Origin of the sequence: Micromonospora sp. CPCC 205739 (assembly GCF_036906795.1) — a bacterium.
GTDB lineage: Bacteria > Actinomycetota > Actinomycetes > Mycobacteriales > Micromonosporaceae > Micromonospora.
Genome location: NZ_JBAKHS010000010.1, coordinates 173,734 through 196,011, shown reverse-complemented (window position 1 = coordinate 196,011; position 22,278 = coordinate 173,734). Strand labels below are relative to the sequence as shown.

The window sequence follows — 22,278 nt, the reverse complement described above, 5'->3', positions numbered from 1 at the left end:
TGATCCGCCCGCCCCGGTCGCCGACCGCCGTACGAGGACGTGTCGCCGGATCACTGCTGGGGCCCCGGCAGCGCGGCGATGGCGTCGGCGACGCGCTGGCAGTTGTTCCGATCCTGGACAGCGAAGAAGTCGGCCGCCCGGCGCGAGTACTCCTCCTCGCGGACGCACCCGTTCTCCAGATAGCCGACGATGGCGTCGACGGTCTCCTCCGCGGTCTCGCAGACCGGGCCGAACCCGTCCTTTCGGGCCTCGAAGTAGCCCTTCTTGTAACCGCCGACGGTGAAGAACTCCTCCTCGTCGAACTGCGCGTAGATCAGCGGGGTGCCGAGGTAGGCGACGTCGAAGGCGGTGGACGAGTAGTCCGTGATGAACAGGTCACACTGGCGCAGCGCGTCCTGCACGGTGCGGGTCGTCTGGTCCGCCATGGCGAAGCAGTCGTCGGCCGGGACGACGTCGGTCAGCAGCGAGCGCATCTCGTAGTGCGGCAGGAACTCCAGCACGTAGCCGTGCCGGCGCAGCGCCTGCCGCAGCCGCTCGCTGCCGAACAGCTCCGCGATGAAGACCTGGTAGGCCGATCCGTCGAAGGCCACCCGAGGTCGGGCGGAGCTGTTGTACGACGGGGTCACCAGGTACGTACGCCAGGTGGGCATGAACAGGATCCGCCGCCTGCCCCGGTCCGGGACCAGCGCGTCGAACCGGGGCATGCCCGTGGTCTTCACCATGTCCCCGTAGTCGAGTTCCTTCGCGACGTACTCGGCCTCCCGGTGCGCCGAGGCCACGAAGAGGTCGAAGGAACCCCTGCCCCGGTGCAGGCCGGCGCTCACGTCCTTCTCGGTCACGCCGTGCTGGAGAAAGACCCGGGACGAGGCGATCCGCCAGTTCAGGTGCTTCAGGAACGGCGACCGCTCCCAACGCTCCGGCAACATGTAGGCGTCGATGTCATACGAGTTGATCAGCTTGGTGGCGTGCAGCATCAGGAACTTGTGCCGGAAGGAGCCGTGGGTGACGACGTTGCCCAGCCCGCGCAGCCGCTGACGGTCAGCGCTCTCCTTCGCCAGCAGGTAGTAGACGTTGCGCCTGCGCTCCACCTGGCGGAGGTGCCGGAACAGGTGCGAGGAGTTGTCCTGCGCCGTGTCCCTGCGCTCGCCGATCAGCCATACGTCCCGCCGGGCCATCAGCGGAGCCGTGAGCAGGCGGAGCAGGCGCTGCTTCCAGAAGGGGGCCCGCGAGGCGATGTGCCGCAGGTCCTTGCGCAGCATGAGTCGCCGCCACCGCCGCCGCCCCGCGGCCCCGCCCCCCCGCTGCACCAGCAGCGCCGCGTTCTCCCGCCCGGTGAAGGTGGGCAGGACCCGGGTGTCGCCAGCCACCTTCGTCGTGGCGTCCCGCAGGAAGGCGGCGGAGATCAGGCACTGCCGGGAGGCCTGGCCGGTCTCGGTCAGGAACACGAGCCGGAAATGGTGCTGCCCCCTGCGGAGCTTGTCCACCGGGATCTCGGCCGAGAAGCCGCTCCACTCCCGGTTGTCGTCACCCGCCTTGAGGTCGGCCCGCCTCTCGACGGTGACCGGCGCGGTCAGGTTGCTGCCCCGCACCCGCAGCCCGAGCGGCGTGGCCATCGGGGCCCGCATCGGCAGCCCGTTGATCACCATGTGCCCGGACACCTTGAGCGTGTCCCCCGAGGGCGAGAGAAGCACCTGCTCCAGCCGCGCCCCCACGGCGGTCACCTTGGTCAGCGGCAGCAACGCCGGGGTGACCGGGTAGTCGAGGTGCAGGTCACCGCCGCAGGCGACGACACCCCGCAGCCGCTCCCAGGGCCGGGCGAACAGCTCGAAGTCGTACGACTTGAAGGCCAGGTACGCCACCCGGTGCCGGGTGTCCAGCGTCCAACGCGCGATGAAGGACGGGTCGATGTCGTGGTAGATCCGACTGCACCGGTCGAAGATCTTCCACAGGTCGGCGTCCTCGAAGAGGTCGTGCGCCCGCATGGCGAAGCCCTGGTAGCTGCGAACGAGAAAGCGTTCGAGCACCTCGCGGCGGAACACGTCCAGCTCGGAACGAAGCTCCGCGAGGGTCTCGCAGAGTTCCAGATGATCCCAGAAGTTCTGCTCCCGGACGAACAGATTGTCCATGATGGAGCTGTTGACCGCCCGCTTGCGGTACTTGTAGACCACCTCGTCGACCAGTGCGATGCGCTCCGCCTTGAGCAGCATGGGGATGGCCAGGAAGGCGTCCTCGAAGTGGACCCCCTCGCGGAACCGCAGGCCGTGCGCCCGGAGCTGGGCAAGGTCGTAGAGCTTGTGGCACGGGCCGGCGTCGAAGATCAGGTCGGGCGCGTCGACCACCGTCTCGAACAGCCGGTCGCCCTTGCCGAAGGGCTTCTTCCAGAGGAAGGGGGTGGGCTTGGGGAACGTGTCCATGTCGCCGACGGCCATGCTCGCCTTGTTCGCCACGATCGCGTTGAGCAGCACCTCGATGGCACGCGGCGGCAGGATGTCGTCGGAGTCGACGAACGCGACGTACGGCGTGTCCGCCATGTCCAGCGCCAGGTTCCGGGCCGCGCCCGGCCCGCTGTTCTCCTGCTGGATCGCGGTGACGTTCGGGTGCTCCGCAGCGAACTGCTTCGCCAGCAGCACCGAGGCGTCGGTGCTGCCGTCGTCGACCAGGATGACGCGGCACCGCTCGAACACGGTCTGCGCCGCGATCGATTCGAGCGTCTCGGGCAGGTAGTCCTCGACGTTGTAGACCGGGACGATGATCGTTACCTGGGGGGCAGGGCCTACCACACTGGGCTCCACTGAGGATGGTGAACGGGCAGCGGTGACGAATTCGACTGGCGAGGGGGCACGCGGAATCAGCCGTCCGGGCGCACCAGGAGGGCCTTGAAGTCGGTGACCGTCTGGAGCATGTTGTTCGGCAGGGTCGGCGCGTCGATCGGGGCGGCCCGGCGGCTGCCCGGGACGGACTGGAAGGACCGGCGCCACAGGGCCGTGGCCCCCAGCTTCCTGCGCTCCGCCACCACGTCGTCCGGCAGCTCGAAGGGCGCCGGGAAGGGCAGGTAACGCGGCAGGAAGTCAGCCAGCATGCTCTCCTGCTCCGCCAAGGCCTCGGGATCCGAGTCGGTGTCGTTGAGGCAGAACACATCGCGGTGCCGACGGGTCAGCAGCTCGGCGAGGCGGGCGGGCGTCGAGGGGTGACCGAGGTCCGCGTACTCGTACTCGATGTCGCCCGGCACCGCCTGCGCGGTCAGGTACGCCCAGTACTGGTGCAGGGAGGACGGAATCGACAGGTCGCCGTGGTGGCGGAACTGGTGCCGTGCCGTCTCCGTCACGTCCGCGTGCAACATCTGCTCGATCTGGTGCATGATGCTGCGCCGCAGGGCAAACGGAGTGTGCTTCATCTTCTGTGTGATGGTCACGCCGAAGAGCCGCTGGATGTGCCGGCGGTTGTTCTTGCCGGCCGCGTTCACCGGCGGGTCACTGGCCCTCGCCTCGCCCAGCCCGAACTGCGCCGGGGAGAGGAAGAACTTCGCGATCCCGTTGGCATGGAAGAAGTGGGTCGGGAGCAGCGGCCGGCCGAGGAAGACGTCGTCGTTGAGGTAGAGGAAGTGCTCCGCCAGGCCCTCGATGCGGTGCAGCCGGGACTCGATGGCGTGCGAGTTGAACGACGACCGGCCGCCGAGATCGGCGAAGAGTTCGGCGTGCGTGACGACGGTGATCATCGGGTGGGTCGGGTCGAGCCAGCTCGGCAGCTGGCTGTCGGTGACCAGGAAGATCCGTCGCAGCCAGGGCGCGAAGCCGTGCAGCGACCGCATGGAATACCGCAGTTCGTCCCGGTTGTGGTAGCGCGACGAGTTCGCCGCCACCGCGTGCCGCGGCGCGTCGGGAGCACTGAGCGCGGCCATCTTGCGCTTGAGCCATTCCGGATCCGAGCCGTCCACCCAGGTGTAGACGGCGTCGATCGGGAAGCCCACCCGGTCCGGGGCGCGGACGGTGAGATCACGGCGGGTGCCGTAGGTGTGGTCGTCCGCCTCGGGAACGAAGTGGCTGAGCAGGGCCGCGGCCACGCGTACCGGCTCGGCCCGGGCCGGCGCCTCGTCGATCACCGCGTTGTGCCGTGGTGCCCGGACGACGTCACCCACCCGGGTCCAGAACTCGATCTCGCAGGCGAACTGGGCCCCCAGGACCACGCCCGCCCGGGCGTCGGTCACCGGGAACCACACCTGGATCACCTCGGCCGGGGCGAGGTCCGGCTGGTTCCGCCCGGGCTGCACCTCGACGGTGCGTACGTGCGCGCCCGACAACCCCGGTGCGGACCGGACCAGGCGACGCACGGCGTCCCGCTGGTCGACCAGGATGGCCACGGAGCTACGCAGGTAGTCGTCGTTGCGCAGGCAGTGGTACTCAATCCCGGCCGATTCCAGCGTGGAGGTGACGGCGATCAGGTTGCGGTGCCACATCTGCAGCGGGGTCGCCCCGGCGACCACCTCGGCCTCGGTGCGGACGCCACCGTCGGCGACGCTCACCCGAGCGCCGACCGGGTGCACCATGTCACCGCCGCGCGGGCGGGTGAAGGTACGCACGAGGCGGAGCCGCCGGTGCGCGGGAAGCAGGTCGAACAGCCGGCGCCGAGCGGCGGGCGGGAGGAGGCGGTAGACGCGCAGGGCGATCATGCTGCTGGCCGTTCCGGTCGGGCGGCCATCTCGTCGATGACCATCGTCAGTGCTGGTGGTGGCGGGGCGAAACGCCGCACACGACCTGCTCCGGCCGAACAACCGCACGAGCAGCCATCACCGCATGCCTCTCTCCAGAGCCCCCGTTGCGCTGCCGGAAGGTCGGACAGGGACAGGCGGTAAGCCGTCTCCCGAGCAGGTGTGACCCGCACGATCCGTACCGGCGGCCTGCTCCCGAGACGGGACTCCAGCCAGCGCAGGTGGCACGTTAGCAGCGAGTTCACCGCCGAGAAACCAAAGATTCGGCGGAGGGGGGCGGAACGGCATGCTGCCATGTTGACGAAATATGGATTTGTAGCACTTGCCGGAAAAATCCTGGCCGTTCAGGTGGTGGATCCGCACCAGGACGGGCAGGCGGAAACTGTCCGCTGAGCTCTCCCACCGGACCGCCGGCACGTACCTCTTCCGCCTGCCGACAACCCGAGGTGGCAGAGTGGGCTGGTGACCTGGACCGAGCCCGCCGCGCGCCGGGCGCTGCGCCCGCCGGCCGACTACCGGCTGGCCGCCTCCGTCCGGTCGCTCACCTTCAGCCCGTACGACCCGTGCGCGCGGATCGCCGCCGGCACCTTCTGGTACGCCACCCGCACCCCGGCCGGCCCGGCCACCCTGACGCTGCGCTCCGCCGGCGGGGAACTGCTGGCCGAGGGGTACGGCCCCGGGGCGGACTGGGTGGTCGAGCGCGCCGACGCGATCGCCGGGCTGCGCGACGACCTCACCGGGTTCGCCGAGCTGGCCGCCGCGCACCCGCTGGTGGCCCGGCTGGCCGCCCAGCACCGGGGGCGCCGGATGCCCGCCACCGGCCAGGTCTTCCCCCGGCTGCTGCGGGCCATCTTCGAGCAGAAGGTGACCGGCAAGGAGGCGTACCGGGCGTACGCGGCGACCGTGCGGCACTTCGGTGAGGCGGCACCGGGGCCGATGCAGCCGCTGCTGCTGCCGCCCGGGCCGGAGGTGGTGGCGGCAGCGCCGTACTGGGTGTTCCACCCGTTCGGGGTGGAGCAGCGCCGGGCCGACACGCTGCGCCGGGCCGCCGCCGTCGCCGACCGGCTGGAACGCTGCGCGGACAGCGCCGAGGCCACCCGGCGGCTGACCGCGATCGCCGGAATCGGCCCCTGGACCGCCGCCGAGGTGGTGCGGATCGCGTACGGCGACCCGGACGCGGTCAGCGTCGGCGACTACCACGTGCCGAACACGGTCGCCTGGGCGCTGGCCGGCGAGGCGCGCGGCGACGACGCCCGGATGCTCACCCTGCTGGAGCCCTTCCGCGGCCACCGTGGCCGGGTCTGCGGCCTCCTGGAAGCCGCCGGCATCCAGGCCCCGAAGTTCGGCCCCCGCGCCCCCATCCGCTCCTTCGCCCGCTTCTGAGGTCCATGATCATCGTCATGACCCGCCGCCAACACACCTGAAACCCTTACTTACCAGGCATTCAGACGCGCCCTGACTAGTAATAGTTGTCGATCGGCTGGCGCGCCTCGTCGAACAGCGCCGGCCCCTCGTACCGCACCGGGGGCAGCGGCGGGGTGGCCGGCTTGACCTCCTCGAACTGCTCGCTGGACAGGGCGTACACCACCCGGCCGAGGCCGGACCGGTCGATCGCGGTCGCGCACATCGGGCAGGGCTGGCAACTGGTGAACATGGTGGTGCCGGCCGCCACGTCGGGGGCGAGTTCCCGGGCGGCCCAGCGGGCCAGCTTCAGCTCCGGGTGGGCGGTGATGTCCGAGTCGGAGACCACGGTGTTGTGGTCCTCGATCAGGACGGTGCCGTCCGCACCGACCAGCAACGAGCCGAACGGCCGTTCGCCGGACGCCCCGGCCTGGCTGGCGATTTCCACGGCACGGCGGAGAAACTTCTCGTCGTCGGGGGTCATCGGTCCTCCTGGGATTGGTGGTACGCGGCCACGGCCGCCAGTGTCCGCCAGGCGCGTTCGGGCTGGCGGATCTCGGCCAGGTCGCCGTTGAACGGGTCGAGCAGCACCGTCTCCGCGCCGAGCAGACGGATCTGGTCGATGTCGGCGATGATCTGGTCGATGGTGCCGACACCGGCGAGCCGGTCCGGGTCGGCGATCGGTTCACGGGTCTCCCGGAGTGCGATGCGCGGCGTCAACGCGGGCACCGGGCGGCCGAGTTCGTCGGCGATGGCCTTCAGGCGCCCGGCCGCCGTGGCCAGCCACTCGGGCGTGCACCGCAGCGGGTGCCAGGCATCACCGAGCAGTACCGCGCGCCGCATGCCGGCGTCGCTGTTGCCGCCGACCCAGATCGGGATCGCACCCGTGTCGTAGTCGTCGGTGTTCCGCCAGGCGTCGCGCATGGTGCGCAGGTACTCGTCGGTCAGCGCGCCGCGCCGCCGGAACGGCACGCCGAGTGCCTCGAACTCCTGCCGGGCCCAGCCGACGCCGACGCCGAGGACGAGCCGGCCGCCGCTGAGCCGGTTGAGGTTCGCCGCCATCCGGGCGGTGAGCAGCGGATGCCGGTACGGGACGATGAGCACCGTGGTGCCCAGCCGGACCCGGCGGGTCACCCCAGCCAGCCAGGACAGCGTGGTGAACGGCTCGTAGAACGGCGCCGGATACTGCGCGGCAACGTCCGGGGTCAGCGCGATGTGGTCCGAGACCATCAGCAGATCGAAGCCGAGACCCTCGACCGTCTGCGCCCACTGACGCAGCACGTCCGGGTCGGTGCCCGGACCGAAGTTCGGTACGTTCACGCCAATCTGCACGGCTCCCAAACTAGCCAGCGTCGATCCGGCTTGTGAACACCCTGTTCCCTGCCGAGCTCAGCCGCCGGGTCAAGCTGAGCGCGTCGGCCACCAGCGAACGGGTGAGGACGGCTGGAGGCGACTGGTGCGATCGCCGGCTACCGCGATACGTGATGTCGCCGCGCTGCCGGGTGTCTGGCTGCCGAATACTCGGCTGCGGGTGAGGCCGGCTCACCCTTAGGCTCCCGCTCGACCGGCTGGTGCGGCTTCCTGCCGACAGCGGTCAGTCGGCGGATCGGAGATGCAGAGGGATGACCTGTCAACTGTTCGCGCTCAGTGTCGATGCGAACCAACCACTGCGTCTGGCCCGGTTCTGGTCCGGGGTGCTGGGTTGGGACCTGGCCGATGACCCGCACGACGGTGTCACGCTCCTGCCCAGCGACGACACCGGGTTCCGGATCCGCTTTCGTCCGACCGATGAGCCGAAGGTCGGCCAGAACCCGATGCACTTCGACCTGACGAGCACCTCCCTGCAGGACCAGCAGCAGACGGTGGCCAGGGCGCTGGGACTCGGCGCACGGCACATCGACATCGGCCAGGGCCCGGACGAGGATCACGTGGTGCTCGCCGACCCCGAGGGCAACGAGTTCTGCGTCATCGAGCCGGGCAACAACTTCCTCGCCGACTGCGGCTTCATCGGAGCGCTCGCCTGCGACGGTTCGCAGGAGGTCGGGTACTTCTGGAGTGAAGCGCTGGGGTGGCCGCTGGTCTGGGATCAGGACCAGGAGACCGCGATCCGTTCACCGCACGGCGGCCCGAAGATCACCTGGGGTGGTCCCCCGCTGATGCCGAGGACGGGCAAGCGCCGCCTGCACTTCGACCTCGCTCCACCAGTCCACGGTGACCAGCAGGTGGAGGTCGACCGCCTGCTCTCCCTCGGGGCGACGCGAATCGACATCGGCCAGGGCGAGGTCGACTGGGTGGTGATGGCCGACCCCGACGGCAACGAGTTCTGTGTGTTGACGCCCCGGTAACGCGGCCAGGGCTCTCGGGGGCGGGCACCGGGCAAACGGGGTCAGCGGTGGGCGCAGAGGCGGCGGAGGGTGCGGGCCAGCCAGTGGGCGTAGCCGTGTTGGACGGCGCGGGCGGCGGGGCCGGCGGCGCGCATGATCCAGCGGTCCGCGCGGCTGAACGCGGTCACCTCGAACCAGACCGCGCCGGCGTCGTCGCGGGTGACCACGAAGGCCTCCTCGCCGCGTGCGGGGTGCCCGGGCAGGGTGCCGTAGCCGAAGCCGGCGCTGCGCTCGTCGTCGGAGGTCCAGACCACCTCGCAGTGGCCCCAGATGCGCAGCGGCCCCACCCCCAGCCCGGTCGTGACCCGGACGCCCGGGGTGACGCGCGGCGCGTCGGTGCGCATCCGCACCCCGGCGGCCCGGTGCAGCCGCCAGGTCAGCACCGCCTCGCCCGCCACGGCGAAGCACCCGTCGGGCAGCCGGTACCGGTGGCGCACGTGGTGCCAGCCGGCCGGCAGCGGCCCGTGCCGGGTCGCCCCGACCTCCTGGTACGTCAGCTCGGACACGCGTCCAGCCTAGGGCGGGCCGCCAGTCGACGCCGGTCGACGCCCGCCGGCTCGCGGCCCGCCCCGGTGCCGGACCGGCACACCGACGGACTCCGCGGCCCGGCCGGCGCGGTTCCGAATTCGACCCGGCCGAGCGACCGCGGGTCGCGACCTCGGCCGGGCCGGCGGCGCGTCCGGGCGCAGGTGTGGTGGGGTGGAGCGGTGACCGAGGTGACCGTCGGACCGGCCGGCGTCACGGACGCCGGGGAGATCCTCACCGTGCAGCGCGCCGCCTACGTCGACGAGGCCCAGCGGTACGGCGACCCGTTCCTGCCACCGCTGACCGAGACCCTCGACGAGGTGCGGGCGGTGCTGGCCGGGCCGACGATCGTGCTCGTCGCGCGGGCCGGGCATCGGCTGGTCGGCTCGGTGCGCGCCCGGGTGGCCGGCGACACCGCCCACGTGGGCCGGCTCTCGGTCGCCCCGGATCAGCAGGGCGGCGGGATCGGCAGCCGGCTGCTGGGCGCGGTCGAGTCGGCGTGCGCCGGACGGGCCGTCCGGCTCGAACTCTTCACCGGCGCGCAGAGCACGGGCAACCTGCGGTTCTACCGGCGGCACGGCTACCGGGTCGTCGGGCACCGGCCGGACCCGAACGGGGTACGGCTGGCCGTGCTGGAGAAGTCGCTGGTCAGCTCCGCTCGCAGCGGGCCCTGAGCCCGTCGGCCTCCAGCCGCAGGTAGCGCCGGATCAGCCGGCCGCCGAGCAGGCCGATCAGCGGCGCGAGCGGACCGGTCTGCACCACGACCAGCTCCGCCCGGACCCGACCGTCGCTCAGCGGCACGAGCCGGTGCTCGGCCCGGGTGTGCACGCCGGGGCCGTCCGACTCCCAGGTGAAGGAGCGGGGCGGGTCGATCTCGGTGACCCGCCAGCGCGCCGGGCGCAACCGGGGCTGCTCCAGCCCGGCGGTGGAGCCGAGCGCCAACGGGCCGGGCTCCAGCCGGCGCGCGGCCCGCACCGAGGCGGTCCACTCCGGCCAGCGTTCGACGTCGGTCTGCACCGCCCACACCCGGTCGAGGTCCGCCCGGATCTCCGTCGCCGTCGCGAACCGCACGGCACCCTCCCCCGTCGCCCCGGCGGCGCACCGCGCGCCACCCCACCCTGACGAGCGTGCCCGCCCCACCGCGACCCAGGCATCCCCCACCCGGCCCCCACCCACCCGCTCGCCCACCCGCCCGCCCGGTCGCCCGCCTCGGTGATCAAGAAGTTTGCGTCGGATCGGACGGCCTTCCAGACCCAAACCTCTTGATCACCCAGCGGGAGGGAGGCCGGGGGCGGGGAGGGGTCAGGCGGCCTCGTGGAGGTCGGCCAGGTCGAGGGGGGTACGGCGGCGCAGCAGGTCCGCCAGCTCGGTCACGGTGCCGACCTCGCCGAGCACGTCCTTGCCGCCGCCGAACTCGGCGGGGTACCGGCGGATCAGCCGGTAGCGGTGCCGGCCCCGGATCAGCTCGATGCTGACCCGCCACCGCCCGCAGCAGCCGCACACCCACTCCACCCGGCGACGGTAGCTCTGAGCTGCGCAAACGCGATTCGTACGGGAGGGACGGACGGGACGGACTCCGGACACGCCGCGTCGGCACCGGCGGTGATCTGCCTCACGACTGTCGGCACCGTCTGATTGACTGGTCGCCGTGGACCTGCCGATCAATCCGCCGGTGGAACCGATGCTGGCCAAGAGCGTGGCGAAGCTGCCCACCGACCCGGGCCTGACGTACGAGCCGAAGTGGGACGGTTTCCGCTGCATCGTGTTCCGCGACGGCGACGAGGTCGAGCTGGCCAGCCGGGGCGGCAAGATGATGACGCGCTACTTCCCCGAGGTGGTCGAGCAGGCCCGCCGGCAGCTGCCGGAGCGTTGCGCCGTCGACGGCGAGCTGATCGTGATCCGCCGGGACGGCCCGAGCGGCCAGCCCCGGCTCGACTTCGAGCTGCTCGCCCAGCGCATCCACCCGGCGGCCTCCCGGGTGAAGCTGCTGGCCGAGACGACCCCGGCCGACTTCGTCGCCTTCGACCTGCTCGCCCTCGGCGACGAGCTGCTGCTCGACCAGCCGTACCCGGACCGCCGGGCCCGGCTGGAACGGGCGCTGGCCGACGTCCGCCCGCCGATGCACGTCACCCAGATCACCACCGACCCGGAGACCGCCCGCCGCTGGTTCGACGTGTTCGAGGGGGCCGGGCTGGACGGGTTGATCGTCAAGCCGGCCGACCTGCCGTACGAGCCGGGCAAGCGGTCGATGTTCAAGGTCAAGCACGCCCGGACGGCCGACGTGGTGGTGGCCGGCTTCCGCTGGCACAAGTCCGGCCCGGTGGTCGGCTCGCTCCTGCTCGGCCTCTACGACGACGCCGGCGTGCTGCACCACGTCGGGGTGAGCGCCTCGTTCACCATGGCCCGGCGCGCGGAGCTGCTGGAGGAACTGGCCCCCTACCGGGACACCGGCGGCGAGCACCCGTGGGTCCACGGCGACCACGAGCGCGGCCAGCGCATCCCGGGCGGGGTGAGCCGCTGGACCGGCACCAAGAACCTGGAGTGGGAGCCGCTCCGTCCCGAGCTGGTGGTCGAGGTCGGCTACGACGCGATGGAGGGCGAGCGGTTCCGGCACACCGCCCGGTTCGTCCGCTGGCGGCCCGACCGCGATCCCCGCTCCTGCCGCTACGACCAGCTCGACCGGCCGATCCGCTTCGACGTGGACGAGGTCCTGCGCGGCGATCCGGCGGCGACCGTGCAGCCGGCCGCCGCCGGTCCCGCGTAGCCTGGCCGTCGACACGATCATGGAGGCTCGCTGGTGACCCGCACCCCCCACCTCGTCCGCCGGGTCCGGCTCACCCTGGCCGGGTTCGCCGCGGCGGCGCTGCTCGCCGCCGGGTGCACGCTGCCGGCGTTCGCACCACGTACCGAGACGCAGGGCGCGGCGGCGCCGGGCACCGCGCCGACCTGGCGGGACTGCCCGGAGGTCGCCGAGGACCTGGTCGGCCGCGGCGCGCCGGACATGCGGTACGAGTGCGCGAAGGTCGCCGTGCCGCGAGACTGGGGCGCCGGGGCCGGCGCGACCGCCGGCCCGGGCGCCGGGGAGACCTTCGAGATCTCGCTGCTGCGGGCCCGCTCGTCGAAGCAGCGGGACCGGATCGGCTCGCTGGTGATCAATCCGGGCGGTCCCGGCGGGTCCGGCGTGGACACCGCCGTCTACCTCTCCTTCGGGCCGGCGTTCGGCGGGCTGCCCGCCTCGATCACCGACCGGTTCGACATCGTCGGCTTCGACCCGCGCGGGGTGGCCCGGTCCAGCCCGGTCAAGTGCATCTCCGACGCCGACCTGGACACCAGCTTCGGCTTCGACCCGGACCCGGCCAGCCAGGAGTCGTTCGACGACTACCTCGCGCTGAACCGGAAGATCGGCAGCGGCTGCGGCGACAAGTACGGCGACCAGCTGCCGCTCTACGGCACCGAGCAGGCCGCCCGGGACATGGACGCGGTACGCGCGGCGGTCGGCGACGAGAAGCTGACCTACCTGGGCTACTCCTACGGCACCCTGCTCGGCGCCACGTACGCGCAGCTCTACCCACAGCGGGTGCGCGCGCTGGTGCTCGACGGCGCGGTGGACCCGCAGCAGAAGCTGATCGCCGGCTCGGAGAGCCAGGCCAAGGGCTTCGAGCGGGCGTTCGGCAACTTCACCCGCTGGTGCGCGGCCAACGCCGGCCGCTGCCCGATCGCGCCGGACGCCCGGGCGGCGGTGACCTCCGCCATCGACAAGGCGAAGGCGTCCCCGGTGCGGGGCGCCGACGGGCGGGAGGCGACCTCCGGCTGGGTGTTCTACGCGGTCATCTCCTCGCTCTACACGGAGTCGGGCTGGGAGGAGCTGGCCCGGGCGATCGACAAGCTGGAGGGCGGCGACCCGTCCGACGTGTTCCGCCTCGCCGACGCGTACGCCGGCCGGGGCGAGGACGGTCGCTACTCGAACCTCTTCGACGCCAACCTGACCATCAACTGCGCCGACGAGACGGAGAAGCCGAGCCGGGAGCAGATCCGCCAGTTGCAGTCGCAGTGGCGGCAGAAGTACCCGCTGTTCGGGCCGGCGCTGGCGGTCGGGATGCTGGGCTGCGCGGAGTGGCCCGGGCAGCGGGACCCGTACCCGACCGGCAAGGCCGTCGGCGCGCCGCCGATCGTGGTGGTGGGCACCACCGGCGACCCGGCCACCCCGTACGAGCAGACCCCCCGGCTGGCCGCGATGCTGGGCGTGGGGCGGGTGCTGACCTGGGAGGGCGAGGGGCACACGGCGTACCCGCAGACGACCTGCGTCACGGACGCGGTGGACGCCTACTTAATCTCTTTGACCGTTCCCAGAGAGGGGCTCCGCTGTCCGGCGCGTTGAGCGGCTGACGCCGCTCCGGCTCGGGCAGGTCGATGCCGTGCCGCGTGGCCAGCTCCTCCAGCAGGGCCCGCATCCGGCGCACGTCGTGCTTCAGCTCCTCCTGCTCGTCGTGCTCGAAGGCGTCGTCGTCGACGATGAGTCGGCTGGCGAAGTGCGCGGTGATCAGCGGGATGACCAGCAGCACCATCGTCGAGATGAGCAGCGCGGCGAGGAAGCGTCCCGCCCAGGTGGTGGGCGAGATGTCGCCGTACCCGACGGTGGAGGCGGTGACCACCGCCCACCAGACCGCGTCGGCGGCGCTGGCGTCCTCGACCTGGCCGTAGATCACGCCGGCCACCACGATCATCAGCAGGTACGAGGTGATCAGGGTCCGGGGCGAGTTCGCGAACCAGACCAGTCCCCGGTAGATCCACCGGAAGGGCAGCAGCAGGGGCTCCATGCCGCATCATGCTGCCCGCTGCGGGCAACCCACGCCCGCACATCGGCCGGTGTCGCTGTGGCAGGCTGCGGCCATGAGTGACGTGATCTTCCGGGAGGCGGTCCGGGCGGACCTGCCCGCCGTCATCGCCCTGCTCGCCGACGACGTGCTCGGCAAGGCCCGGGACTTCACCGAGGTCGACGAGGCGTACGAGCGGGCCTTCGCCGACATCACCGCGGACCCGCGCAACCACCTGATCGTCGCCGACGAGGCGGGCGAGCTGGTCGGCTGCATGCAGATCACGTACATCCCGGGGCTGGGCCGGCACGGCGCCGAGCGCTCCCTGATCGAGTCGGTACGGGTCCGCTCCGACCTGCGCGGGCGGGGGTTGGGCCGGCGGATGATGGAGTGGGCCGTCGACCAGGCCCGGCAGCGGGGCTGCGCCCTGGTCCAGCTCACCACCGACAAGACCCGCGCCGACGCGCACCGCTTCTACCGCAACCTCGGCTTCGTCCCCAGCCACGAGGGCATGAAACTCCCCCTCTGACCGCCCCCGCCGCTCCCCCACCCCACCCCCGTCTCCCCTCCCCTCCCCCCCCCGGTGATCAAGAAGTTTGCGTCGCCGTGAGGACGGATCCCGACGCAAACTTCTTGATCACCGGGCGGGGCCGGGGGCCGGGGGCCGGGGGCCGGGGGCCGGGGGCCGGGGGTGCGGGCCGGGGGCCGGGGGTGCGGGCCGGGGGCCGGGGGTGCGGGCCGGGGGGGTCAGGTGTCGACGAGGTGGCCGTCGCGGAGGGTGAGGGTGCGGTCGGCCAGCTCGATCAGGGCCGGGTCGTGCGTGGCGACCAGGGCCGTCATGCCGCGGGCGTGCACCACCGCGCGCAGCAGGTCCATGATCGAGCGGCCGGTCTCCGAGTCGAGCTGGCCGGTCGGCTCGTCGGCGATCAGCAGGTCCGGCTCGTTGGCCAGGGCCCGGGCCACCGCCACCCGCTGCTGCTGGCCGCCGGAGAGCTCGTACGGCCGCTGCGCCGCGTGCCCGCCCAGCCCGACCAGCTCCAGCAGCACCGCCACCCGCTCCTCCCGTTCCGCCGCCGGCACCCGGGCCAGCCGCAGCGGCACGCCGACGTTCTCCGCGGCGGAGAGGATCGGCACCAGCCCGAAGGTCTGGAACACGAAACCCACCGTGCCCCGGCGCAGCCGCAGCAGCTCGGCCTCACCGGCGGCGGTCACGTCGTGCCCGGCCACCCGCACCCGGCCGCTGTCCGGCCGGTCCAGCCCGCCGACCAGGTTCAGCAGGGTGGTCTTGCCCGCGCCCGAGCGGCCTCGGACGGCCACCAGCTCGCCCCGGCCCGCGACGAAGGAGACGTCGCGCACCGCGTGCACGGCGTGCTCGCCCCGGCCGAAGGTCCGGCTCACCCCCTCCACCCGGACCACCTCGTCGGCGACGGCCGTGTCCCCGGCCCGGACGGCGGAAACCTGCTCGCTCATGCGTCACTCCCGTTCGGTGCCGGCGTGCGGTCGCCGGGGCGGACCTCGACGTGGTCCGGTTCGAGGTTGAGGCGGACCCGGTCGCGCAGCGCCAGCGCGTCGACGAAGGCCGCCGGCAGTTGCATCCGGCCGGCCCGGTCGAGCACGGCGTACTCCTCGCTGACCAGTTCGGTGCTGCCGTCGGCGCCGGTGCGCGCCGTGCGGCGTACCTCGGAGGCGGTCCGGCCGTCGCGGATCGCGACGGTCCGGCGGACCTGGGTGGCCACGGCCTGGTCGTGGGTGACCACCACGATGGTCACGCCCAGCTCGGCGTTGATGGTGCGCAGCGCGGCGAAGACCTCGGCGCCGGTGGCCTCGTCGAGCTCGCCGGTCGGCTCGTCGGCGAAGAGCACCTCCGGGTCGTTCGCCACCGCCACCGCCACCGCGCAGCGCTGCTGCTCACCGCCGCTGAGCTGGCCGGGCCGCCGGTCGGCGCAGTAGGCCACCCCGACCAGCTCCAGCAGCTCCTCGGCCCGCCGCCGCCGGGCCCGCCGGCCACCGGAGCGGCCGGCCAGCTTCATCGGCAGCTCGACGTTCTCCCGCGCGGTCAGGTACGGCAGCAGGTTCCGGCTGGTCTGCTGCCAGACGAAGCCGACCACGTCGCGGCGGTAGCTCAACCGCCGCCGGTGCGACAGGGCGAGCAGGTCGTAGTCGGCGACCCGGGCGATCCCGGCGGTCGGCGTGTCCAGCCCGGAGAGGATGTTGAGCAGCGTCGACTTCCCGGAGCCGGACGCGCCGACGATCGCCACCAGCTCGCCCCGGTCGATGACCAGGTCGAGCCCCTGCAGGGCGACCACCTCCACCCCCTCGGTCTTGAAGATGCGGACCAGGCCGTCGCAGACGATGTGCCCCCGCAGGCGGTCCTGTCCGCCGGCCCGCTCGGCCGCGCGCTGCGCGGCCCGCCGCTGCAACGCGGCCAGATCCGGTACGGCGGACGTCTCGGCGGTAGCGGTCATCTCAGCTCTCCTCTCCGAGCCGGAGCACCTCGCCGAGGCGCATCCGACGGTTGTTCACGGCCTCGACCGCGACGGCGAAGGCCAGGGCCAGCAGGGCCAGCCCGAGCACCCCGGCGACCAGGCCGGGTTCGAAGCGCACCGTCACCGGCGCCCCGCCGGTGAAGGCGGACAGCCCCAGCACCGGGTTCAACAGCACCGGCAGCAGAGCCCCCACCACCGCCCCGGTCAGCACCGAGACCACCACCAGCGGGGCGAGTTCCACCAGCAGCAGGCCCCGCCACTGCCGGCGGGACAGCCCCATGGTGCGCAGCCGGGACAGCACCTGGCCCCGGCCGCGCGCGCCCGCGAGCACCGCGAACGCGAGCGCGAGCAGGCCGAGCACCCCACCGCCGGCCGCGCCGGCGGCGAAGCCGAAGACGAGCAGCCCGTTGACCCCGCTGCCGCCCAGCCGCTCCCGCTCGGCCGTCCACGTCGTCACCTGCGGCGGCAGCGGCCGCTTTCCGCCGGTCACCACCCCGCTGGTCTGGTAGCGGGCCTGCCCCTCCTCGGCGACCCGCCCGACCGCCGTCGGGTCGACCGTGGCGTCCCCCGCAGCGAGCAGGAACCCGGTCGGCGCGAGCGGGTGCGGGGCGTCGGCGGGCAGCCCCGGCCAGGGCAGCACCAGGAACTGGCCCGTCCCGCCCGGGATCAGCGGGAACTCCGCCGCCGTGCCGGCGATCCGGAACGGCAGCCGGTTGCCCTGCACGTCCACCCAGCCGGGCCGGCGGCCCGCCCCGTCGGCGAGCTGCGCGTCGGCGAGGGCGGCGGCGAAGTCCGGCGACACCAGCGCGGGCAGCGCCGTCGCGACGTCCCCGCCGGCCCGCAGCGCGGCGGGCACCGCCAGGTCGAGCCCCGAGCGGCGGGCCACCTCCGCGAACCCGGCGGGCTCCACCAGCAGCACGTACGCCTCGCCGGCCCCGCCGGGGCGGCCGTCGGCGTCGGCGTAGAGCCGCTGCCCCGCCGTGGCCAGCACCGGGGTGACCGCCCGGACGCCGGGCAGCCCGGCCAGCTGGGTCGCCGTGTCCGGGGCGAACCGGTCGCCGCTGACCAGCGCGTCGGCCGGCACCGTCCGGGTGACCGCCCGGTCCCGCCCGTCGGAGATGCCGGCGGCGACCACCCCGCAGAAGGCCGCCGTGGCGATGGCGAGCACGACGACCACCAGCGGCGCGGCCACCCCGGCCCGACCGGCGCGGGCGGTGCCGAGGAAGGCGACCGCGCCGCGCGCCCGCGCGGCGAGCCGGCTGAACAGCCGCAACGGCCACGGGTACGCGCGCAGCGCCAGCAGCGCGGCGGCGACCGCGAGCAGCACCGGCACCGACACCAGCAGCGGGTCCACCTCGTCGCCGAGGGCGAGTCCCCGCCGGCGCAGCAGGACCGCGGCGAGCGCGGCCAGGCCGACCAGGGTCACCTCGACGGTGAGCCGGCCCGCGCCGCCCCGGGCGCGCAGCAGGTCCCGCCGGCCACCGCCGCCCCGCTGGCCGGTCAGCACCGCCACCGGCAGCGCCAGCGTGGCCAGCACCGCCGCCGCCACGGTCAGCCGGCTCGCCGCTTCCGGCGTGCCGGGGCCCAGCGGGTCGGCGGGGAGCAGGCCGCCGAGCAGCCACCCCGCCACCGCGGCGACCGGTACCACCAGCAGCGACTCGGCCAGGCCGCGCCGGACCACGGCGGTGGTCGAGCCGCCCCGGGCGCGCAGCAGCAGGTACTCGTCGCGGCGGCGGCGCACCGCCAGCCGGGCGGCGAGCACGGTCAGGCCGGCGAGGGTGGCGAGCACCCCGGCGGCGATGACGGTCAGCAGCGTCCGGGCGGCGGCGAGCGAGTCCGCGTACTGGCGCAGCGGGATGTCGACGCCCTGGGCGAGCAGCAGCCCGGCGGGGCGCTCGCGATCGAGCTGGGCGAGGCCGTCGACGAGCGAGTCGAGCCGATCCGGGGTGAGCCGTTCGGGGTCGACCCGGTACCGCCAGTTGAAGCCGACCGCCCAGCCGGCCGCCGCCCGGTCGTCGAGGCCGGCCTCGTCGGTCATGCCCACCATCAGGAACGGTTCGCCGTCGCCGACCGGCGGGGTGAGCCGCAGCGCCAGGGGGAGCCCGTCCCAGGCGCCGCCCTCGGGGTCGACGGGCCGGAACAGACCGACCACCGCGACGGTGGTGGCCGCGTAGTCCTGCCCGTCGGGGGTGCGCAGCGCCAGGCGCAGCCGGCTGCCGGCGCGCAGGCCGAGCTGCCGGGCGACCGGTTCGGCGAGCGCGGTCTCCACCGGCGCGGCCCGGTCCGCCCCCTCCCCCGGCCAGCGGCCGTCGACCAGGGTGGCCGCCTCCCGCAGCCCGGTCATGGCGCGCAGGCTGAGGTCGATCAACCCCTCGTCGGGGGTCAGCTCCGGCCCCTTGAGCCGGCCGAACTCGGTCTCGGCGGTGTACCAGCGCTCGCCGACCACCTCGCGCACCGGTGCGGGCATCCCCGCCAGCAGCGAGTCCAGGCCGGCCCGTTGGCCGGCCGCCACCTTCGACGTTCCCGGCCGCTGCGGCTCGGCCGGCCGGGTGTAGAGCACGTCGCGCCGGGGCCCCGGCAGGTCGGCGAACTGTTCCCGCAACCCCTGGCCGGAGAGCCGGTCGGCGATCCGCGGCATCCCGGTGACCAGCAGCGCGGTGACCAGCGTCAGCACCGCGAGGAGCAGGAAGTGCCCCCCGTACGCGCGCACCCTGCGCAGCACGGCCAGGACGCTCATCGTTCTCCCCCGATCCGCAGCCGGGCGGCCGCGACACGTTGCCGGATGCCGGTGGTCAGGACGGCGCTGCACGCGAGGGCGGCCAGCAGCAGCCCGAGCGCGGTGAGCCCGATCGGCGTCCACGGCAGGCTGAAGGCCGCCTCCGGCACCGGCCGACCGGCGCCCGGGGTGAGGATCACCAGCGGCGCCATGGTGGCGCCCACCCCCGCGCCCACCAGCAGGCCGACGGCGACTCCGATGCCGGCCAGGAAGGTCTGCTCGGCCAGCATCGCGCGGGCCAGCAGGGGCGGCCCGGCACCGAGGGTGTGCAGGACCGCGAACTCGCCCAGCCGGTGCCGGGCGGTGGCCCACACGTCCACGGCGAGGCCGACCAGGGCGAGCAGCACCGACCCGAGGGCGGCGGCGAGCAGCCCGGTCCGCGCGCCCCGCCAGTACGGGTCCCGGGCGGCTTCCTCGGCCACCGCCCGCCGGTCGAGGACCGTCACGGCCGGCAGGTCCCGGATGGCCGCCGCCGCGGCGGCGTGCGCACCATCGTCGGTCCGTACCCACCACTCCGGCACCGGCCGGACGGCGGCGCGCTGCCGGACCAGCCACTCCGACGCGGCGGGCAGGTCGATCAGCACGCCCCCGCCGACGGCCACACCCGGCACCGCGTCCACTTCGCCGACCAGCCGCACCGGCACGGACGCCCCGGACAGCGGCAGCGGGACGACATCGCCGAGCCGGACGTCCAGGGCCGCCAGCACCTGCGGGGTGACCAGCGCCGGCACCGGCCGGTTCTCCCCCTTCGGTACGACGGCGAAGCGGACCGTCGGCTGCTGGGCGAAGCGGCCGCCCTCGGTCAACGTGATCTGGTAGGCGGCGTTGACGCCGCCCGCGGTGACGGCCTTCGTCGGCACCGGCGCGTCCCGGATCGCGTCCACCATTACCCACTCGCCTTCCAGCGCGACCGGACGGGACGCCCCGGCCGCGTCGGTCACCCGCAGCCCGTCGACGCGGAGCCCGTAGCCCGGGGCCGCCGCGTCGCCGGCGTCGGCCTGGAAGCCGGCCACCCGCCAGGCGCCGGCGGGCAGGTCGACGGCGAAGGGCACCGGGCGGTCGACGAGGGAGTCGGTGGTGGCCAGCGGCAGCGCCAGGGCCAGGCCGTCGGCCCGGGTGAGCAGCACCGACGCCTCGATCCGCTGGGCGGTCACCGGCTGGTGTACCGGGGTGCGGACGGTGCCGGTGAGCTGCCGGGCGTCGGCGGGCAGCGGGACGCCGGCCGGCGCGTCGCGGTCACGGGCCAGCCCGGTGAGCAACTCGCCGGGTGGCCGGTCGGCGAGCCGGTCGGCGATCAGGGCCACGTCCGGCGCGGCGGCCGCGTCCAGGGCGAGCACGGTGGTCGGCAGGCTGTCGCGGCCCAGCCGCACCTCGTCCCGCCAGGCGGGCAGCACCTGCCGCACCCCCGGCACGCCGGCCAGCTGGGCGGCCCGGTCCACCGGGGCGGCACCGCCGCGCTCCGTGACCCGCAGGTCGGCGCCGACGCTGTGGTCGGCCTGGTCGGTGTGCGACCGCTCCCAGGTGCTGACCAGCGACCAGGCCAGGGTGCTGCCGCCGACGGCGAGGGCGAGCAGCAGCACCGGCCCGGCGTGCGGGCGGCGGCCCGCCTGCCACATGCCGAACATGGTCGCCGTCCACGGCCGTCGGTCGACGAACCGTTCGGCGACCCGGGTGGCCGGGGGCAGCAGCCGCAGGGCGAGCACCGCCCCGGCCAGCACGCCGAGGGTGGGGGCGACGGCGAGCAGCGGGTCGATGCCGAGCCGGCCGCCCGCGCCGGCCAGCGGGGAGGAGTACTGGCGAAGCTGCGTCCAGGCGAGCAGGGCGAGCAGCACCAGGGCCAGGTCCACCCCGGCCCGCTGCACGGTGGCGGCCCGGGTGGGGCGGGACCGGGCGGCCATGTCGGCGACGTAGCTGCCGGCGCGGCGCAGCGCCGGCAGCACCATGGCGAGCAGGCAGCCCACCGCCGCGGCGACGGCGACCGCCCAGACCGCCCCGCCGCCGTCCAGCCGCAGGTCCGCCGGGCCCTGCCCGCCGCTGATCCGGCGCAGCGCCGCGTCGGCCAGCGGCGGCGCGAGCAGCGCGGCCGGCAGCACCACCAGCGTCGCCTCCCGTACGGCGAGGCCGGCGAGCTGGTTACGGGCCGCGCCCCGGGCGCGCAGCAGCGCGGTCTGCGCCCGGCGGTCCTCGTTGAGCAGCGCGGCGACCAGCACCAGCGCGTAGCCGCCGAGCACCACGATCAGCAGCAGCGGGGTGAGCAGCGCCGAGCGGCCCACCAGGTCGGCCCGGCCGAGCCGGTCGATCAGCCGGTCCAGGCCGGTGACGCTCTGCGCGGACGAGCCGAGACCGGCCCGCTCGGGCACCTCGACGGCGGCGGTGGCGACCGCTTGCTGCACCTCGGGCAGCCGGTTCGACGCGACGCTGCGCAGGTCCGGCTCGACCACCCAGGAGATTGAGGTGGAGCCGGGGAAGGTGCGGGCGAAGTCGGCCGGGTCGAGGGCGAACGGGCCGTACGAGTCGCCGTCGTCGCCGGTGCCGTTCACCCCGGGCGCGAGCTGCCAGTACGGCGCGGCCGGGTCGAGTGGGCGGAAGATCCCGGACACCACCACGTCGGCGGCGCGTCCGGAGCTGCGGTCGGTCATCGGCACCCGGGTGCCGGGGGTGAGCCGCAGCGCGCCGGCGACCCGTTCGGGCACGGTGACCTGGGTGGGGTTCGCCCCGGCGACGGGCCAGGCTCCACCGACCAGCTCGGCGCGGCCGGCGAGGTCGTCGAGGGTGGCCAGGTCCGCGAAGACCGGGTCGTCGTCGGTGCGGGCCGCGCCGAGGTCGCCGGTCAGCTCCCGGCCGGTGCCGTGGCGGGCGGCGGAGACGACGACCCTCGCCCCGCCCAACCCGTCGGCGAAGCTGTCCCGGACGGCCCGGTCCCGGCCGGCGGCCTCGGCCGCGTCCCGGCCACCGGACCCGCTGATCAGCAGGCTGCGCTCGGCGGCGGGCGCGGCCGCCAGCATCGCCCGCTGCCCGGCGTCGATCGCCCGCTGGTTGTAGTCGGACAACCCGGTGACCAGCGCGACGGCGACCAGCGCGGCGACCGCCGCCGCCGCCAGCAGGCCCCGCGCCTCGTAGGCCCGCCTCCACACCAGCTTCATCCGTACGCCTCCCCCGGGGCCCCCGCTGGGCCGGTGACCACAAA

General features: G+C 74.1%; 18 protein-coding genes. 6 read left to right on the top strand and 12 right to left on the bottom strand.

All coding sequences use genetic code 11. The features are described 5' to 3' along the window. Window positions 1-50 precede the first annotated feature (50 nt). Window positions 51-2,780: a bifunctional glycosyltransferase/CDP-glycerol:glycerophosphate glycerophosphotransferase gene (locus V6U88_RS17450; RefSeq protein WP_334454263.1), complete on the bottom strand. Its 2,730-nt coding sequence runs from the start codon at window positions 2,778-2,780 to the stop codon at window positions 51-53. A 68-nt stretch (window positions 2,781-2,848) separates the two neighbouring features. Further along, a complete protein-coding gene (locus V6U88_RS17445) occupies window positions 2,849-4,666 on the bottom strand; it encodes a stealth family protein (protein ID WP_334454261.1) in 1,818 nt (605 codons plus the stop codon). Between the two features lie 501 nt (window positions 4,667-5,167). Here V6U88_RS17445 and V6U88_RS17440 point away from each other — a divergent pair. Further along, window positions 5,168-6,088: a DNA-3-methyladenine glycosylase family protein gene (locus V6U88_RS17440; RefSeq protein ID WP_334454258.1), complete on the top strand. Its 921-nt coding sequence runs from the start codon at window positions 5,168-5,170 to the stop codon at window positions 6,086-6,088. A 76-nt stretch (window positions 6,089-6,164) separates the two neighbouring features. On the opposite strand, the gene V6U88_RS17435 is transcribed toward V6U88_RS17440, so the two are convergent. Beyond that, window positions 6,165-6,590: a nucleoside deaminase gene (locus V6U88_RS17435; protein WP_334454256.1), complete on the bottom strand. Its 426-nt coding sequence runs from the start codon at window positions 6,588-6,590 to the stop codon at window positions 6,165-6,167. Continuing rightward, the gene (locus tag V6U88_RS17430) at window positions 6,587-7,438 is read right to left on the bottom strand and encodes an LLM class flavin-dependent oxidoreductase (protein WP_334454255.1); all 852 of its coding nucleotides are present in this window, start codon (window positions 7,436-7,438) and stop codon (window positions 6,587-6,589) included. Before V6U88_RS17430 ends, V6U88_RS17435 begins: the two co-directional genes overlap by 4 nt. Window positions 7,439-7,728: 290 nt before the next feature. On the opposite strand from V6U88_RS17430, the gene V6U88_RS17425 reads away from it, so the two are divergent. Then, window positions 7,729-8,451 carry a VOC family protein gene (locus tag V6U88_RS17425; protein ID WP_334454253.1) on the top strand — a complete coding sequence of 241 codons (723 nt, stop codon included), beginning with the start codon at window positions 7,729-7,731 and terminating at the stop codon, window positions 8,449-8,451. 41 nt (window positions 8,452-8,492) lie between these two features. Here V6U88_RS17425 and V6U88_RS17420 read toward each other — a convergent pair whose 3' ends face one another. Then, window positions 8,493-8,996, bottom strand: a complete 504-nt coding sequence (locus tag V6U88_RS17420; RefSeq protein WP_334454251.1) for a DUF1990 family protein — start codon at window positions 8,994-8,996, stop codon at window positions 8,493-8,495. A gap of 201 nt (window positions 8,997-9,197) precedes the next feature. Between V6U88_RS17420 and V6U88_RS17415 the strand changes: the two genes are divergently transcribed. Then, window positions 9,198-9,689 carry a GNAT family N-acetyltransferase gene (locus V6U88_RS17415; protein WP_334454249.1) on the top strand — a complete coding sequence of 164 codons (492 nt, stop codon included), beginning with the start codon at window positions 9,198-9,200 and terminating at the stop codon, window positions 9,687-9,689. Here the strand turns inward: V6U88_RS17415 and V6U88_RS17410 are convergent. After that, on the bottom strand, window positions 9,664-10,086 hold the full coding sequence (locus V6U88_RS17410; protein WP_334454247.1) for an SRPBCC family protein: 423 nt from the start codon (window positions 10,084-10,086) through the stop codon (window positions 9,664-9,666). The genes V6U88_RS17415 and V6U88_RS17410 overlap by 26 nt on opposite strands. A gap of 231 nt (window positions 10,087-10,317) precedes the next feature. Further along, window positions 10,318-10,527, bottom strand: a complete 210-nt coding sequence (locus tag V6U88_RS17405) for a hypothetical protein (RefSeq protein ID WP_334454245.1) — start codon at window positions 10,525-10,527, stop codon at window positions 10,318-10,320. A 136-nt stretch (window positions 10,528-10,663) separates the two neighbouring features. Here V6U88_RS17405 and V6U88_RS17400 point away from each other — a divergent pair, with 136 nt between their 5' ends. Together V6U88_RS17400 and V6U88_RS17395 are read left to right on the top strand one after the other, a co-directional pair. Then, on the top strand, window positions 10,664-11,779 hold the full coding sequence (locus V6U88_RS17400; protein ID WP_334454244.1) for an ATP-dependent DNA ligase: 1,116 nt from the start codon (window positions 10,664-10,666) through the stop codon (window positions 11,777-11,779). Window positions 11,780-11,812: 33 nt separating this feature from the next. Next, window positions 11,813-13,393, top strand: coding sequence for an alpha/beta hydrolase (locus V6U88_RS17395; protein ID WP_442934646.1), 1,581 nt, complete (start codon window positions 11,813-11,815; stop codon window positions 13,391-13,393). On the opposite strand, the gene V6U88_RS17390 is transcribed toward V6U88_RS17395, so the two are convergent. Beyond that, window positions 13,320-13,832 (bottom strand): ion channel, encoded by a 513-nt coding sequence (locus V6U88_RS17390; RefSeq protein ID WP_334454242.1) that lies wholly within the window; start codon window positions 13,830-13,832, stop codon window positions 13,320-13,322. The two genes, V6U88_RS17395 and V6U88_RS17390, sit on opposite strands and share 74 nt — an antisense overlap. Before the next feature lie 73 nt (window positions 13,833-13,905). Here V6U88_RS17390 and V6U88_RS17385 point away from each other — a divergent pair, with 73 nt between their 5' ends. Further along, window positions 13,906-14,358, top strand: coding sequence for a GNAT family N-acetyltransferase (locus V6U88_RS17385; RefSeq protein ID WP_334454240.1), 453 nt, complete (start codon window positions 13,906-13,908; stop codon window positions 14,356-14,358). A gap of 218 nt (window positions 14,359-14,576) precedes the next feature. On the opposite strand, the gene V6U88_RS17380 is transcribed toward V6U88_RS17385, so the two are convergent. From V6U88_RS17380 to V6U88_RS17365, 4 genes are read right to left on the bottom strand one after another with little or no spacing between them, the layout of a single operon-like run. Then, window positions 14,577-15,299 carry an ABC transporter ATP-binding protein gene (locus V6U88_RS17380; RefSeq protein ID WP_334454238.1) on the bottom strand — a complete coding sequence of 241 codons (723 nt, stop codon included), beginning with the start codon at window positions 15,297-15,299 and terminating at the stop codon, window positions 14,577-14,579. Beyond that, window positions 15,296-16,294, bottom strand: a complete 999-nt coding sequence (locus tag V6U88_RS17375; RefSeq protein WP_334454236.1) for an ABC transporter ATP-binding protein — start codon at window positions 16,292-16,294, stop codon at window positions 15,296-15,298. Before V6U88_RS17375 ends, V6U88_RS17380 begins: the two co-directional genes overlap by 4 nt. 1 nt (window position 16,295) lies before the next feature. Continuing rightward, a complete protein-coding gene (locus V6U88_RS17370; protein ID WP_334454234.1) occupies window positions 16,296-19,052 on the bottom strand; it encodes an FtsX-like permease family protein in 2,757 nt (918 codons plus the stop codon). Next, complete coding sequence (locus V6U88_RS17365) at window positions 19,049-22,234, bottom strand: FtsX-like permease family protein (RefSeq protein ID WP_334454233.1); 3,186 nt, start codon at window positions 22,232-22,234, stop codon at window positions 19,049-19,051. Before V6U88_RS17365 ends, V6U88_RS17370 begins: the two co-directional genes overlap by 4 nt. Window positions 22,235-22,278 lie beyond the last annotated feature (44 nt).